General features: G+C 59.4%; 13 protein-coding genes. 12 read left to right on the top strand and 1 reads right to left on the bottom strand.

Features of this window, described 5'->3' with window-relative positions:
- From infB to yedF, 9 genes are all read left to right on the top strand, one after another.
- Positions 1-2,688, top strand: a complete 2,688-nt coding sequence (infB, locus tag BVU99_RS10915; RefSeq protein WP_004933511.1) for a translation initiation factor IF-2 — start codon at positions 1-3, stop codon at positions 2,686-2,688.
- 70 nt (positions 2,689-2,758) lie between these two features.
- Entirely contained in the window at positions 2,759-3,169 is a 411-nt protein-coding gene (gene rbfA / locus BVU99_RS10910) for a 30S ribosome-binding factor RbfA (RefSeq protein WP_099817055.1), read from the top strand.
- Positions 3,169-4,113: a tRNA pseudouridine(55) synthase TruB gene (truB, locus tag BVU99_RS10905; RefSeq protein WP_025305054.1), complete on the top strand. Its 945-nt coding sequence runs from the start codon at positions 3,169-3,171 to the stop codon at positions 4,111-4,113. Before rbfA ends, truB begins: the two co-directional genes overlap by 1 nt.
- A gap of 124 nt (positions 4,114-4,237) precedes the next feature.
- The gene (rpsO, locus tag BVU99_RS10900) at positions 4,238-4,507 is read left to right on the top strand and encodes a 30S ribosomal protein S15 (protein ID WP_004933502.1); all 270 of its coding nucleotides are present in this window, start codon (positions 4,238-4,240) and stop codon (positions 4,505-4,507) included.
- A 256-nt stretch (positions 4,508-4,763) separates the two neighbouring features.
- Positions 4,764-6,881: a polyribonucleotide nucleotidyltransferase gene (gene pnp / locus BVU99_RS10890; protein ID WP_025305055.1), complete on the top strand. Its 2,118-nt coding sequence runs from the start codon at positions 4,764-4,766 to the stop codon at positions 6,879-6,881.
- 128 nt (positions 6,882-7,009) lie between these two features.
- Positions 7,010-7,894, top strand: a complete 885-nt coding sequence (gene nlpI, locus BVU99_RS10885; RefSeq protein WP_025305056.1) for a lipoprotein NlpI — start codon at positions 7,010-7,012, stop codon at positions 7,892-7,894.
- A 186-nt stretch (positions 7,895-8,080) separates the two neighbouring features.
- On the top strand, positions 8,081-10,018 hold the full coding sequence (locus tag BVU99_RS10875) for a DEAD/DEAH family ATP-dependent RNA helicase (protein ID WP_025305057.1): 1,938 nt from the start codon (positions 8,081-8,083) through the stop codon (positions 10,016-10,018).
- 146 nt (positions 10,019-10,164) lie between these two features.
- Positions 10,165-11,379 (top strand): selenium metabolism membrane protein YedE/FdhT, encoded by a 1,215-nt coding sequence (yedE, locus tag BVU99_RS10870; RefSeq protein ID WP_099817054.1) that lies wholly within the window; start codon positions 10,165-10,167, stop codon positions 11,377-11,379.
- On the top strand, positions 11,376-11,615 hold the full coding sequence (gene yedF / locus BVU99_RS10865) for a sulfurtransferase-like selenium metabolism protein YedF (RefSeq protein ID WP_004933486.1): 240 nt from the start codon (positions 11,376-11,378) through the stop codon (positions 11,613-11,615). Before yedE ends, yedF begins: the two co-directional genes overlap by 4 nt.
- 38 nt (positions 11,616-11,653) lie before the next feature.
- Here the strand turns inward: yedF and BVU99_RS10860 are convergent, their stop codons facing one another.
- Positions 11,654-12,667, bottom strand: a complete 1,014-nt coding sequence (locus BVU99_RS10860; RefSeq protein ID WP_049203345.1) for a luciferase-like monooxygenase — start codon at positions 12,665-12,667, stop codon at positions 11,654-11,656.
- Positions 12,668-12,898: 231 nt separating this feature from the next.
- On the opposite strand from BVU99_RS10860, the gene BVU99_RS10855 reads away from it, so the two are divergent.
- The 3 genes from BVU99_RS10855 to BVU99_RS10845 are packed head-to-tail and all read left to right on the top strand — an operon-like array spanning position 12,899 to position 16,145.
- Positions 12,899-13,870, top strand: coding sequence for an efflux RND transporter periplasmic adaptor subunit (locus tag BVU99_RS10855; RefSeq protein WP_025305060.1), 972 nt, complete (start codon positions 12,899-12,901; stop codon positions 13,868-13,870).
- Positions 13,852-15,006, top strand: coding sequence for an ABC transporter permease (locus BVU99_RS10850; RefSeq protein WP_044029869.1), 1,155 nt, complete (start codon positions 13,852-13,854; stop codon positions 15,004-15,006). The genes BVU99_RS10855 and BVU99_RS10850 overlap by 19 nt, the downstream gene beginning before the upstream one ends.
- Positions 15,003-16,145 carry an ABC transporter permease gene (locus BVU99_RS10845; protein ID WP_043139253.1) on the top strand — a complete coding sequence of 381 codons (1,143 nt, stop codon included), beginning with the start codon at positions 15,003-15,005 and terminating at the stop codon, positions 16,143-16,145. The genes BVU99_RS10850 and BVU99_RS10845 overlap by 4 nt, the downstream gene beginning before the upstream one ends.
- Positions 16,146-16,157: the final 12 nt, after the last annotated feature.

Genomic DNA, 16,157 nt, shown 5'->3' with positions numbered 1-16,157 from the left:
ATGACGACAGATGTAACCGTAAAATCGCTGGCAGCAGAGATTCAGACTCCGGTTGATCGCCTGGTACAGCAGTTTGCTGATGCAGGGATCAACAAGTCCGAGTCGGACTCTGTTACCCAGCAAGAAAAAGAAACATTGCTGGCGCACCTGAACCGTGAACACGGCAGCGCGCCAGGTAAACTCACTTTGCAGCGCAAAACGCGCAGCACCTTGAATATCCCGAGCACCGGCGGTAAAAGTAAATCGGTGCAAATTGAGGTCCGCAAGAAACGCACTTATGTAAATCGCGATACGCAGGAAGCCCAGTTGGCTGAAGCGGCAGAGCAGGCACAGCGTGAAGCGGAAGAGCAGGCACGGCGCGAAGCGGAAGAGCTCGCAAAACGCGAAGCGGAAGCGAAGCGCGCAGCCGAAGAGCAAGCCAAACGTGAGGCCGCGGAGATTGCTAAGCGTAATTCAGCGGAAAAAGAAAAAGTGACCAATCAACATACCGACGAAATGACCAAGCCAGCTCAGGCGGAAAAAGCACGCCGTGAAGCCGAAGCCGCTGAACTGAAACGTAAAGCGGAAGAGGAAGTGCGCCGCAAGGTTGAAGAGGAAGCCAAGCGCGTGGCGGAAGAAGCCCGTCGCATGGCCGAAGAGAACGGCGAGAAGTGGGCCCAGGCCGACGCGGCAAGCGCTGCGGTTGAAAGTGCCGACTATCACGTGACCACCTCTCAGCATGCGCGTGCCGCAGAAGACGAAAACGACGCCAAAGTTGAAGGCGATCGTCGTAGCCGCACCCGCGGCGGCAAAGCGACCAAGCAGAAGAAAGGCAACAAGCTGTCCGAATCCAAAGCGGATCGCGAAGAAGCGCGTGCCGTTACCCGTGGCGGTAAAGGCAAACGCAAGCCTAGCGCTCTGCAGCAGGGCTTCAACAAGCCGGCGCAGGTGGTTAACCGTGACGTGGTGATCGGTGAAACCATCACCGTGGCCGAGCTGGCCAACAAGATGGCGGTAAAAGGTTCTCAGGTCATCAAAGTGATGATGAAGCTGGGCGCTATGGCCACCATCAACCAGGTTATCGACCAGGAAACCGCACAGCTGGTTGCCGAAGAGATGGGCCACAAAGTTATTCTGCGTCGTGAAAACGAGCTGGAAGAAGCGCTGATGAGCGACCGTGATACGGGCGCTGCGGCTGAGCCGCGCGCGCCGGTCGTGACCATCATGGGCCACGTTGACCACGGTAAAACCTCTCTGCTGGACTACATCCGCTCCACCAAAGTGGCGGCGGGCGAAGCCGGCGGCATTACCCAGCACATCGGTGCCTACCACGTAGAAACCGAGAACGGCATGATCACCTTCCTGGATACCCCGGGCCACGCCGCGTTTACCTCGATGCGTGCTCGTGGTGCTCAGGCGACTGACATCGTGGTTCTGGTGGTGGCGGCCGACGACGGCGTGATGCCACAGACCATCGAAGCTATCCAGCACGCGAAAGCGGCGCAGGTGCCGTTGGTGGTTGCGGTGAACAAAATCGACAAGCCGGAAGCCGATCCGGACCGCGTTAAGCAGGAACTGTCTCAGTACGGCGTTATGCCGGAAGAGTGGGGCGGCGAAGCGCAGTTCGTTCACGTGTCCGCGAAAGCCGGTACCGGTATCGACGAGCTGCTGCAGGCTATCCTGCTGCAGGCCGAAGTTCTGGAACTGAAAGCGGTACGCAGCGGCATGGCGAGCGGCGTAGTGATCGAGTCCTTCCTGGATAAAGGCCGTGGCCCGGTGGCTACCGTACTGGTTCAGGAAGGTACGCTGAACAAGGGCGACATCGTCCTGTGCGGCTTCGAATACGGCCGTGTGCGTGCGATGCGCGACGAGCTGGGCCGTGAAGTGACCTCTGCCGGTCCGTCTATCCCTGTGGAAATCCTGGGTCTGTCCAGCGTGCCTGCAGCGGGTGACGAAGCGACCGTGGTGCGCGACGAGAAGAAAGCGCGTGAAGTGGCGCTGTATCGTCAGGGCAAGTTCCGCGAAGTCAAACTGGCGCGTCAGCAGAAGTCCAAGCTGGAAAACATGTTCGCCAACATGACCGACGGCGAAGTGTCCGAGCTGAACATCGTACTGAAGTCCGATGTGCAGGGTTCTTGCGAAGCGATCAGCGACTCGCTGCTGAAACTCTCTACCGACGAAGTGAAGGTGAAGATTGTCGGCTCCGGCGTAGGTGGGATCACCGAAACCGACGCGACGCTGGCTGCGGCTTCCAACGCCATCATCCTGGGCTTCAACGTGCGTGCCGACGCTTCTGCGCGCCGCGTGATCGAAGCGGAAAGCCTGGATCTGCGTTACTACTCCGTGATCTATAACCTGATCGACGAAGTGAAGCAGGCGATGAGCGGTATGCTGGCGCCGGAATACAAGCAGCAGATCATCGGCCTGGCCGAAGTGCGCGACGTGTTCAAATCGCCTAAGTTCGGCGCTATCGCCGGCTGTATGGTTACCGAAGGGACCATCAAGCGTCACAACCCAATCCGCGTACTGCGCGACAACGTGGTTATCTATGAAGGCGAGCTGGAATCCCTGCGCCGCTTCAAAGATGACGTTAACGAAGTCCGTAACGGCATGGAATGTGGTATCGGCGTTAAGAACTATAACGACGTGCGCGTCGGCGACATGATCGAAGTGTTCGAAATCATTGAGATCCAACGCACCATCGCTTAACGATTGCACATCTGCTTATATCTGTTTACGGGGGGCCTTTGTGCCCCCCGATTTGTCTGGAGAATCCAAAATGGCAAAAGAATTCAGCCGCGGTCAACGCGTGGCGCAAGAGATGCAGAAAGAGATTGCGGTCATTCTGCAGCGTGAAGTTAAAGATCCGCGCGTCGGCATGGCGACCGTTTCCGGCGTGGAAGTGTCCCGCGATCTGGCGTATGCCAAGGTTTACGTCACCTTCCTGAACGTGCTGACCGAGAACCACGATCCGGATCTGGTCACCAACGGCATCAAAGCGTTGCAGGACGCTTCCGGCTATATCCGTACCCTGCTGGGCAAAGCGATGCGCCTGCGCGTGGTGCCGGAGCTGACCTTCGCTTACGACAACTCCCTGGTGGAAGGCATGCGCATGTCCAACCTGGTGACCAACGTGGTGAAGAACGACGCCGAGCGCCGTTCCGCCTCAGGCGATGACAAGGAGGATTAATGAGTCGCCCTCGTCGCCGCGGCCGTGACATCCACGGCGTGCTGTTGCTGGACAAGCCGCAGGGGTTGTCGTCCAACGATGCGCTGCAAAAAGTAAAACGTCTGTACAACGCCAACCGAGCGGGCCATACCGGCGCGCTCGATCCGTTGGCGACCGGCATGCTGCCTATTTGCCTGGGCGAAGCGACCAAGTTTTCGCAATACCTGCTCGATTCCGACAAGCGCTATCGGGTGATCGCCAAGCTGGGGCAGCGTACCGATACCTCCGACGCCGACGGCCAGATCGTGCAGGAGCGCCCGGTGAATTTCACCCAGGCGCAGCTCGACGCGGCGCTGGATACCTTCCGTGGCGACATCCAGCAGGTGCCGTCGATGTATTCGGCGTTGAAATACCAGGGCAAGAAACTCTACGAGTATGCGCGCCAGGGGATTGAAGTGCCGCGCGAAGCGCGCAGCATCACGGTGTACGAGCTGCAGTTTATCCGCTGGGAAGGGGATGAGCTGGAGCTGGAGATCCACTGCTCGAAAGGCACCTACATCCGCACCATCACCGACGATCTCGGCGAGCTGCTGGGCTGCGGCGCGCACGTGATCTATCTGCGCCGCCTGCAGGTGGCGACTTATCCGATCGCGCGCATGGTGACGCTGGAACAGCTGAACGCTTTGCTGGCGCAGGCGCAGGAACAAGAAATCGCGCCCGGCGAGCTGCTCGATCCGCTGCTGATGCCGATGGACAGCCCGGTTGAGAACTATCCGGAAGTGAATTTGCTGCCGGTGGTCGCGGGTTACGTCAAGCAGGGGCAACCGGTGCAAGTGGCCGGCGCGCCGGCTTCCGGCCTGGTGCGCATCACCGAGGGTGAAGAGCGAAAATTCATCGGCGTTGGCGACATCGCCGAAGATGGTCGCGTGGCGCCGCGCCGCCTGGTGGTCGAGCATTTCGACTGACGGCGGGGCACTGCGTCGCCTTGCGATCGCACTGCGCTAAGAGTAGAATGGCGCAGCTTATGCATTGGGTTGCTGAATTAGAGATCGGCGCCTGTTTTTATTATCTATAATCTGGAGTATTACAATGTCTCTAAGTGTTGAAGCTAAAGCTCAAATCGTAGCTGATTTCGGTCGTGGTACTAACGACAGCGGTTCTACCGAAGTTCAGGTTGCCCTGCTGACTGCGCAGATCAACCATCTGCAAGGCCACTTCTCCGAGCACAAAAAAGATCACCACAGCCGTCGTGGTCTGCTGCGTATGGTTTCTCAGCGTCGTAAGCTGCTGGACTACCTGAAGCGTAAAGATGTAGCACGTTACACCAGCCTGATCGAGCGTCTGGGTCTGCGTCGCTAATCTAGCAAGTTTCAGTGGAAAGGGGCCTATTTTGGCCCCTTTCTTCTAGGAAGCATAAGCAAATCAGGTTAATGTATTACTGATGTTTCCAAACAGGTTCTTCCGTTACAGAGGTTCGCGCGGCTAATGAGAGGCTTTATCTCCTGCCTGAGATAAGGATTGTCATTAGTCGCGAGGATGTAGTGAGAAGGCAAATCGAGTCACAGGCGTGTCGAGTCGTCAATGCGATTGCGCGCCGCTAATCAAGGATATAATTTTGCTGACACCGATCATTCGCAAATTCCAGTATGGCCAGCATACCGTCACCATCGAAACCGGTATGATGGCTCGTCAGGCCACCGCCGCCGTTATGGTGAGCATGGATGACACCGCCGTATTCGTTACCGTCGTTGGCCAGAAAAAAGCCAAGCCGGGCCAGAGCTTCTTCCCGCTGACCGTTAACTACCAAGAGCGTACTTACGCCGCCGGCCGCATCCCGGGCAGCTTCTTCCGTCGCGAAGGCCGTCCGAGCGAAGGCGAGACCCTGACTTCCCGTCTGATCGACCGTCCGATCCGCCCACTGTTCCCGGACAGCTTCCTGAACGAAGTTCAGGTGATCGCGACCGTGGTTTCCGTTAACCCGCAGGTGAACCCGGACATCGTTGCGATGATCGGCGCCTCTGCCGCCCTGAGCCTGTCCGGTATTCCGTTCAACGGCCCAATCGGCGCAGCGCGCGTAGGTTACATCAACGATCAGTATGTGCTGAACCCGACAACTGACGAGCTGAAAGAAAGCCGTCTGGATTTGGTGGTTGCCGGTACTGCAGGCGCGGTGCTGATGGTTGAATCCGAAGCGGAAGTGCTGAGCGAAGATCAGATGCTGGGCGCCGTGGTGTTCGGCCACGACCAGCAGCAAGTGGTTATCGAAAACATCAACTCCCTGGTTGCCGAAGCCGGCAAGCCGAAGTGGGATTGGCAGGCCCCTGCGGTCAACGAAGCGCTGCACGCGCGCGTGGCTGAACTGGCCGAAGCTCGCCTGGGCGACGCTTACCACATCACCGAAAAACAAGAGCGTTACGCTCAGGTTGACGCGATCAAAGACAGCGTGGTTGAAACCCTGCTGGCGCAGGACGAAACGCTGGACGCCGGCGAAATCCAGGACATCCTGGGCAACGTCGAGAAGAACGTGGTGCGTAGCCGCGTACTGCGTGGCGAGCCGCGTATCGACGGCCGTGAAAAAGACATGATCCGTGGCCTGGACGTGCGCACCGGCGTACTGCCGCGCACCCACGGTTCCGCGCTGTTCACCCGTGGCGAAACTCAGGCGCTGGTTACCGCGACCCTGGGTACCGCGCGCGACGCACAGAACCTGGACGAGCTGATGGGCGAGAAGACCGACAGCTTCCTGTTCCACTACAACTTCCCTCCGTACTCCGTAGGCGAAACCGGCATGGTCGGTTCTCCTAAGCGTCGTGAAATCGGTCACGGTCGCCTGGCGAAACGCGGCGTATTGGCTATGATGCCTAAACCGGAAGATTTCCCGTACACGGTTCGCGTGGTGTCTGAAATCACCGAATCCAACGGTTCTTCTTCCATGGCTTCCGTGTGCGGCGCATCTCTGGCGCTGATGGACGCCGGTGTGCCAATCAAGGCTGCCGTTGCGGGTATCGCGATGGGCCTGGTGAAAGAAGCCGATAACTTTGTGGTTCTGTCCGACATTCTGGGTGACGAAGATCACCTGGGCGACATGGACTTCAAAGTGGCCGGTAGCCGCGACGGTATCACCGCGCTGCAGATGGACATCAAAATCGAAGGCATCACCCGCGAGATCATGCAGGTGGCTCTGAACCAGGCCAAGGGCGCGCGTCTGCACATCCTGGGCGTGATGGAACAGGCTATCAGCTCCCCACGCGGCGATATCTCCGAATTCGCACCGCGTATTCATACTATCCGCATCAACCCGGATAAAATCAAAGACGTGATCGGTAAGGGCGGTTCCGTTATCCGCGCACTGACCGAAGAGACTGGCACTACCATCGAAATTGAAGATGATGGTACAGTTAAAATCGCTGCGACCGACGGTGAGAAGGCGAAATTCGCTATCCGTCGTATCGAAGAGATCACGGCAGAGATCGAAGTGGGCCGTATCTACCAGGGTAAAGTGACCCGTATCGTTGATTTCGGCGCATTCGTCGCTATCGGCGGTGGTAAAGAAGGTCTGGTGCACATTTCTCAGATCGCCGACAAGCGCGTTGAGAAAGTGACCGACTATCTGCAAATGGGTCAGGAAGTGCCGGTTAAGGTACTGGAAGTTGACCGTCAGGGCCGCGTGCGTCTGAGCATCAAAGAAGCGATGGCGCCGGAAGCAGGTTCACCTGCGCCTGAAGCAGAATAACTGTATAGATAGTTTTACAGCTCCCCGCCATGGGGTTGGGAGCTGTTCGTATCGCGCGGGTAGGATACCCGCGTTTTAGCAAACGGAGGACAGGACGTTCATCCAATGTTTGTCTTCGGGAGTGGGAAATGAAGCCTTTCTTGCGCTGGTGTTACGTTGCGACAGCACTCATGCTGGCAGGATGCAGCAACCATGATTGGCGTAAAGACGAAGTTTTGGCAATCCCGTTGCAGCCTACGTTGCAGCAGGAAGTGATCCTGGCGCGCATGGAACAAATTCTTGCCAGCCGGGCACTGACGGATGACGAACGCGCACAGCTTTTATATGAGCGCGGTGTGCTGTATGATAGCCTCGGGTTACGTGCATTAGCGCGCAATGATTTCTCGCAGGCGCTGGCGATACGTCCCGACATGCCGGAAGTTTTCAACTACCTGGGCATTTACTTAACGCAGGCAGGCAATTTTGATGCTGCCTATGAAGCGTTTGATTCTGTACTAGAGCTTGATCCAACTTACAATTACGCGCGTTTAAACCGGGGCATCGCACTGTATTATGGCGGCCGCTTCCCGTTGGCGCAGGATGATCTGCAGGCGTTTTATCAAGACGACCCAAACGATCCCTTCCGTTCGTTATGGCTGTATCTGGTGGAGCGAGAAATCGATCCCAAGAAGGCCGAAGTAGCGCTTCAGCAGCGCTATGACAAATCGGACAGAGGGCAATGGGGATGGAATATTGTCGAATTCTACCTGGGCAAGATCAGCGAAAAAACGCTGATGGAACGCCTCAAGGCAGATGCAACGGATAACACTTCGCTCGCTGAGCATCTCAGTGAAACTGACTTCTATTTGGGTAAACACTACCTGAGTCTGGGGGACAAGGACACCGCTTCGGCGCTGTTCAAACTGACGGTGTCTAACAACGTTCACAACTTCGTTGAGCACCGCTATGCATTGTTGGAATTGGCGCTTTTGGGCCAAGAGCAAGACGACCTATCGGAATCGGACCAGCAATAGCTGACGAACACCTATCAGCCTGATGAACATTGGTTTTTAACCAAAGTTATCGCCTTAACGGGCGAGGGCTTTTTTGTTCGTTTTATAATCTAATTTGAGCCGGTTCACACTTTTCAATGAAAATGACTGAAAATTTTCTCGACGAGTTATGTAGACTGGCTGCCATTATTAATGAGGCACGTGTACATGACGACTGAGTTTGAAACCTCTTTTGCTGATCTGGGGCTGTCTGCTCCAATCATTTCCGCCCTGAACGATCTGGGCTATGAAAAACCATCTCCGATCCAGGCTGAGTGTATTCCTCACCTGTTGAACGGCCGCGACGTGCTGGGCATGGCACAGACCGGTAGTGGTAAAACCGCAGCGTTCTCGCTGCCGCTGCTGCACAACCTGCAGGCAGACCTGAAAGCACCTCAGATCCTGGTGCTGGCACCGACCCGCGAACTGGCGGTTCAGGTTGCCGAAGCGATGACCGATTTCTCCAAACACATGAACGGCGTCAACGTGGTAGCCCTGTACGGCGGCCAGCGTTACGACGTACAGCTGCGCGCTCTGCGCCAGGGCCCGCAAATCGTTGTGGGTACCCCAGGTCGTCTACTGGACCACCTGAAGCGCGGCACCCTGAACCTCTCTAACCTGAGCGGTCTGGTGCTGGATGAAGCCGACGAAATGCTGCGCATGGGCTTTATCGAAGACGTAGAAACCATCATGGCTGAGATCCCGGCAGAACATCAGACCGCGCTGTTCTCCGCCACCATGCCGGAAGCGATCCGTCGCATTACCCGCCGCTTCATGAAAGAGCCGCAGGAAGTGCGCATCCAGTCCAGCGTGACTACCCGTCCGGACATCAGCCAGAGCTACTGGTCGGTCTACGGCATGCGTAAAAACGAAGCGCTGGTACGTTTCCTGGAAGCCGAAGACTTTGACGCGGCGATCATCTTCGTTCGTACCAAGAACGCGACCCTGGAAGTGGCCGAAGCGCTGGAGCGCAGCGGTTACAGCAGCGCCGCGCTGAACGGCGACATGAACCAGGCGCTGCGTGAGCAGACCCTGGAGCGCCTGAAAGACGGTCGTCTGGATATCCTGATCGCGACCGACGTTGCGGCCCGCGGCCTGGACGTTGAGCGCATCAGCCTGGTTGTCAACTATGACATCCCGATGGACTCCGAGTCTTACGTTCACCGTATCGGCCGTACCGGCCGTGCGGGTCGCGCCGGCCGTGCGCTGCTGTTCGTGGAAAACCGCGAACGCCGCCTGCTGCGCAACATCGAACGCACCATGAAGCTGACCATCCCTGAAGTGGAGCTGCCAAACGCAGAACTGCTGGGCGAGCGTCGTCTGGCCAAGTTCGCCGCGAAAGTTCAGCAGCAGCTGGAAAGCAGCGATCTGGATCTGTACCGCGCACTGCTGACCAAACTGCAGCCGGAAGAAGAGCTGGATATGGAAACCCTGGCCGCAGCGCTGCTGAAAATGGCTCAGGGCGAACGTCCGCTGATCCTGCCGCCGGATCCGGTCTTCAAACCGCGCCAGCGCCGCGAGTTCAACGACCGTGACGATCGTCGCGGTGATCGTGGCGACCGTCGCGACAGCCGCGATAGCCGTGACGGCGACCGTCCGCGTCGCGAACGTCGTGACGTTGGCGAAATGCAGCTGTACCGTATCGAAGTGGGCCGTGACGATGGCGTTGAAGTCCGTCATATCGTTGGCGCTATCGCTAACGAAGGCGACATCAGCAGCCGTTACATCGGTAACATCAAGCTGTTCGCTTCCCACTCCACCATCGAGCTGCCAAAAGGCATGCCGGGCGAGATCCTGAATCACTTCACTCGCACTCGCATCCTGAACAAGCCGATGAACATGCAGCTGTTGGGCGATGCACAGCCGTTCGAACGTCGCGAGCGTCGTGACGGTGGCAACGGTGGCGAGCGTCGTGGCAACGGTAACGGCCGTCCGTTCAACGGTGAACGTCGCGAAGGCGGCCCACGTCGTTCCTTCGGAGAACGTCGCGAAGGCGGTAACGGCGGCGAGCGTCGTGGCGGTAACTACAACCGTGACGGCAAGCCGGCGCCACGCCGTGATGACAGCGCACCGGCAGCACCACGTCGTCGTTTCGGCGACGCGTAATCGCTGATTCACCGTTCGCGGTGAAGCACTCTGAAAAACCAGCCTGCGGGCTGGTTTTTTTATGCCTGAAAATTGCCGTCAAACGCCCCCGAATGGCGTATCATTCATAAGGTTTTTTCTTACGGATGATATGCACGGGAGATGCCATGAGTTGGCAGCAGTTCAAATCTCAATACCTGGTGCGCTTTTGGGCGCCGCTGCCGGCGGTGATCGCCGCCGGGATCCTTTCTACCTACTACTTCGGCATGACCGGCACTTTCTGGGCGGTGACCGGCGAATTCACGCGCTGGGGCGGCCATGTGCTGCAGTGGTTCGGCCTGCACCCTGAGCAGTGGGGCTATTTCAAGGTTATCGGCCTGCAGGGCACGCCGCTGGAGCGCATCGACGGGCGCATGATCATCGGCATGTTCGCCGGCTGCATCGCTGCTGCGCTGTGGGCCAACAACATCAAGCTGCGCCAGCCGCAGCACCGCATTCGCATCGTGCAGGCGCTGCTGGGCGGCATCATCGCTGGTTTCGGCGCGCGCCTGGCAATGGGCTGTAACCTGGCGGCCTTCTTCACCGGTATTCCGCAGTTCTCGCTGCACGCCTGGTTCTTCGCGCTGGCGACCGCCGCCGGCTCCTACTTCGGCGCCAAATTCACGCTGCTGCCGATGTTCCGCATCCCGGTCAAATTGCAAAAGGTTAAGGCTGCCGCGCCGCTGACGCAGAAACCTGAGCAGGCGCGCCGCCGCTTCCGGCTGGGCATGGCGGTCTTCGGCCTGGCGGTGGCCTGGTCGCTGTGGACGCTGTTCGATGCGCCGAAGCTCGGCATCGCCATGCTGTTCGGTATCGGCTTCGGTCTGCTGATCGAACGCGCGCAGATCTGCTTTACCTCGGCGTTCCGCGATCTGTGGATCACCGGCCGCACCCACATGGCGAAAGCCATTATCATCGGCATGGCGGTGAGCGCCATCGGCATCTTCAGCTACGTGCAGCTTGGCGTGGCGCCGAAGATCATGTGGGCCGGCCCGAATGCGGTGCTGGGCGGCTTGCTGTTCGGCTTCGGCATCGTGCTGGCCGGCGGTTGCGAGACCGGCTGGATGTACCGCGCGGTGGAAGGGCAGGTACACTACTGGTGGGTGGGGCTGGGCAACATCATCGGCGCTACGCTGCTGGCCTATTACTGGGACGATCTGGCACCGGCGCTGGCGACCGACTACGACAAGATCAACCTGCTCGACACCTTCGGCCCGGTCGGTGGCCTGCTGGTGACCTATCTGCTGCTGGCGCTGGCCTTCGCCGCCATGCTGTGGTGGGAGAAACGCTTTTTCCGCGCCCGGCCTGAGGCGCACGTGGTGAATTTGAGGAGCATGTCATGAAAGAGACGACGATAGTGCCGGACTACCGGCTGGACATGCTGGGCGAGCCTTGCCCGTACCCGGCAGTGGCGACGCTGGAGGCGATGCCGCAGCTGAAACCGGGGGAGATCCTGGAAGTGATCAGCGATTGCCCGCAGTCGATCAACAACATCCCGCTCGATGCGCGCAACCATGGCTATAAGGTGCTGGATATCCAGCAGGACGGGCCGACCATCCGCTACCTGATCCAGCGTTAACGCCGAGGCGGTGGGGTTCCCCACCGCCTTTTCGCTTTTTATCCCTTCACGATGTCGCCCTTCACGCCGGCAACAATCTCGAACGAACGCAGCCGTGCCTGGTGATCGAAAATCTGGCCGTTGACCATGATCTCGTCGGCATCGGTTTCACGCAGCAGCGTTTGCAGCCCGTGGCGCACCGTTTTTTCATCGCCGACGATCGACATCCGCAGCGCCTGTTCGACGCCGTATTGTTCACCGGCGGTCCACAGCGCGTGGATGTTATCCACTGGCGGCGGCAGCGGGCCGGGCGAACCACGGCGCAGATTGATGAACTGCTGCTGCATCGAGCTGAACAGGAAGCGTGCATCGCTGTCGCTCTCGGCGGCGATCACGTTGACGCATACCATGGCGTGCGGCTGCGCCAGCTGTTTGGACGGTTTGAAGTTCTCGCGGTACAGCTGCAGCGCCTGGAACAGCATATCCGGGGCGAAGTGCGAGGCGAAGGCGAACGGCAGGCCGAGCTGCGCCGCCAGCTGCGCGCTGTAGAGGCTGGAACCGAGCAGCCAGAGCGGCACGTGCAGCCCCTGGCCCGGCACCGCCTGCACCGGCTGGCCGGGCTGCGCATCGCAGAAATAGTTTTGCAGTTCCTGCACGTCGCGCGGGAAGGTATCCACATCGCCGGACAGGTGGCGACGCAGCGCCATCATGGTGCGCTGATCGGTGCCGGGCGCGCGGCCCAACCCCAAATCGATGCGCCCTGGGTAGAGCGACTCCAGCGTGCCGAACTGCTCGGCGATCACCAGCGGCGCATGGTTCGGCAGCATCACACCGCCGGAGCCGAGGCGAATGCTTTGGGTGCCGGCGGCCAGATAGCCCAGCAGCACTGAGGTGGCGGCGCTACCGATGCCGGTCATGTTGTGGTGCTCGGCCAGCCAGTAGCGCCGGTAGCCCCAGCGTTCGGCGTGCTGCGCTAAGTCCAGCGAGCAGTGGAAAGCGTCGCGTGCCTTGGCCCCTTGCGGGATTGGCGATAAATCCAGTACCGACAGCGGTACCGCAGTGTGTTCAGTCATGACATCGTCCATCAGAGAGTGGATCGCTTAAAGGGCGATTGCAGGAGTCTGCATACCAAAAAGCCGAAAAAAGATGCTTTTTAGTGTTAAAAGCATAATCCAATTTATAGTTATAAAAGAGGAGATATGTGCTTGTGATATCCTCATGAGAGCAATGGTGTTTTTTGGAGCAATTTGAGACATGGAAATGATGATCCCCGCCCGCCGCTTACCGTTCCGGGAGCTGACATAATGAAAAAAAAGACGCTGTTTACCCTGTTGCTGATGTTGGCGGCGATCGCATTGGCGATCCTGTTCCGCGCGCACAATCAGGATCTGTTGCTGCAGGGTGAAGTGGATGCCCCCGAAGTGATCGTCGCATCCAAGGCGAAAGGCCGGGTCGTTGAACGCCTGATCGAACGCGGCGACGACGTGAAAAGCGGTCAGCTGATCATTCAGCTCGATAGCCCCGAACTGATGGCGCAGCTGCGTTCCGCGCAGGCGACGCGCGACGAGGCCAAGGCGCAGCTCGAGCTGTCGCTGCACGGCACCCGTGAAGAGAGCATCCGCAACCTGCGCGCCAACCTGGCGCAGGCCGAGGCGCAGTACCGCAATGCGCAAAATGACTACAACCGCAACCTGAGCGTGGCCGGCAAGGGCTATATCTCGAAGTCCGAGCTGGACGCTTCGCGCCGGTCGCGCGACACCGCCTTCCAGCAGGTACAGGCCGCCAAGGCCAATCTGGATGAAGGCATTAACGGCGACCGCGTCGAGCAGCGGCAGCAATATGCGGCGGCGCTGCGGGCGGCGGAAGAGAATCTGCTGCAGATCCAGGCGCAGAGCGACGATCTGCAGGTGAAAGCGCCGGTGGACGGCGAAGTGGGGCCGATCCCGGCCGAAGTGGGCGAATTGCTGAACGCCGGCAGCCCGCTGGTGACGTTGATCCGGGTGCCGGACGCCTACTTCGTGTTTAACCTGCGTGAAGACATCCTGGCCCACGTGCGCAAAGGCGACAAGGTCACGCTGCGGGTGCCGGCGCTGAAGGACAAAATGATCGACACCGAGGTGCGCTACATCGCGCCGCTGGGGGATTACGCCACCAAACGCGCCACCCGCGCCACCGGCGACTTCGACCTGAAAACCTTCGAAGTGCGCCTGTATCCGTCACAGCCGGTGGACGGCCTGCGTCCGGGGATGAGCACCTTATGGCAATGGAAAGAGTAAGGGCCGGCTGGCGCTGCTTCAGTCACGCGTTCGACAAAGAGTGTCGCGTCGCCTTTCGCAGCCCGGTGGTGCACTGGCTGAGCTGGATCTTTCCACTGATCCTGTTTGCGCTGATCAGCAGCAACTTCTCCGAAGGCACGCTGCTCGATCTGCCGGTCTCGGTGGTGGACAGCGATCACAGCCCGCTGTCCAAATCGCTGACGCGTCGGCTGGACGCCGGCTCGCACGCCCACGTTGAGGCATATGGCGGCGGGCTGCCGGAGTCGCTGAGCCGCCTGCGCAGCGCGCAGGATTACGCGTTGCTGTATATCCCGCCGGACTTTGAGGCCAACGCGCTGTCGGGCAAACAGCCTAGCGTAGTGATGTACTACAATGCGTTGTTCTACGGCGCCGGGCTGTATTCCACCCAGGACTTTGGCGGCCTGATGAACGAAATCAACGCCAGCACCCGCAGCATCATCGCCACCGAGATGGGTAAAACGCTGCCGCCGTTGGCGGACGTGACGCTCTCCTACGGCAGCCTGTTCAACGCCAGCGGCAGCTATATCTATTACCAGCAGTTCGCCGCCACCATCCACCTGCTGCAGCTGTTCGCGGTGACCTGCATGATCTACGTGCTGGCGCGCAGCAAGTCGCTGCTGCAGGCCAAGCCGTTCAGCCTGGCGCTGCTCGGCAAGCTGGCACCGTACACGCTGTGTTTCACCACCCTGCTGATGGTGGAGATCGCGGCGCTGGTGGGTATCTTTGACGCCCGCGTCAGCGGCAATCCGCTGTTTATGCTGATGATCGGCCTGTTCTACGTGATGGCGGCGCAGAGCATCGGCCTGCTGCTGTACACCTTTACCGGCAGCACCATCACCGCCTACAGCCTGATTGGTATTTTGGTCAGTATCGCGATGACGTTCTCCGGCATGGCGGTGCCTGAGCTGTCGATGCCGCTGCCGGCGCGCATCATTTCCAACATCGAACCGCTGACCCACGCGCTGTACGCGATGTTCGACGTGTTCCTGCGGCAGGTGCACGCCAGCGCCATTTTCAGCGTGTGTGCGCTGCTGGCGGTCTATCCGCTGGTGGCCGCGCTGCTGGTGCGTAATCGCCTGCCGGCGCGGCTGGCAAAAGAGGGGAACGCCGGATGAAGCTCTATTGGCAAACCTTCGTTAAGGTACTGCTCGGCATGCTGGAGCGGCCGGTGTGGCTGATGCTGATCCTGTCGCTGTGCATCATGAGCCTGGTGTACGCCAACCGCACGGTGTGGGATCTGCCGGTGGGGGTGGTCGATCAGGACCACAGTACCGCCAGCCGCCAGCTGATCCGCCAACTGGACGCCACCTCCAAGATAGCGATTGAAACCTACGACAGCCTGGAACAGGCACAGCGCGATCTCAGCTGGCGCAAGCTGTTTGCGGTGATCATCATGCCGGTGGATCTGGAGAAGAAGATCCTCAGCGGGCAGAACATCGTGGTGCCGGTGTACGGCGACGCCACCAACCGTCTGGCCAACGGCCAGATCCAACAGGACGTGGTGGCGGCCTATCAGCAGCTGCTGACGGAGTACAACAACGGGCTGCTGCTGCGCAGCGGTTTCAGCGAACGGCAGGCGCAGATACTGCTGACGCCGATACTGGGGCAAACGCTGGACGTGTTTAACCCCGGCATCAGCTTCGCGGCGATCATCTTCCCCGGCTTGTTGGTGATGCTGTTGCAGCACTCGCTGCTGATCGCCTGTATCCGCGTCAATATCGCCATGAAGAGCATGCCCGGCGGCAAAGCGCCGCTGGCGGCGCACCTCGGCGGGCTGACGGCGCTGCTGCCGATCTGGCTGTTTCTGTCGATCGTGCTGTTCGTGCTGTGGCCGTGGGTATTGGGCTATCGGCAGACGGCGAACATCGCCGAACTGCTGCTGCTGACCTTCCCGTTCCTGCTGGCGGTACTGGGGCTGGGCAAGCTGGTGACCGAGTGCCTGCGCAGCGTCGAGATGATCTACCTGACGCTGGCGTTCATCACGACGCCGGTCTTCTACCTGTCCGGCACCATCTGGCCGCTGCAGTCGATGCCGGCCTGGGTGCGCGCCATCTCGTACAGCATTCCCTCCACCTGGGGCACCAAGGCGATCGCCGGCGTCAACCAGATGGGGCTGTCGCTGAATGAAGTGTGGGGCGACGTGGTGATGATGCTGATACTCGGCGTGGTCTACACCCTACTGGGCTTCGGCGTCGGCTTCTTGCGCAACAGCGTGGCGCTGCGCGGGATGTTCAGGAAACGGCGGGCGAGTTGATTGAAAACTCCC

This window comes from Serratia sp. OLAL2, assembly GCF_002752475.1.
Lineage (GTDB): Bacteria > Pseudomonadota > Gammaproteobacteria > Enterobacterales > Enterobacteriaceae > Serratia > Serratia bockelmannii.
This window is presented reverse-complemented; position numbering and strand designations above follow the sequence as displayed.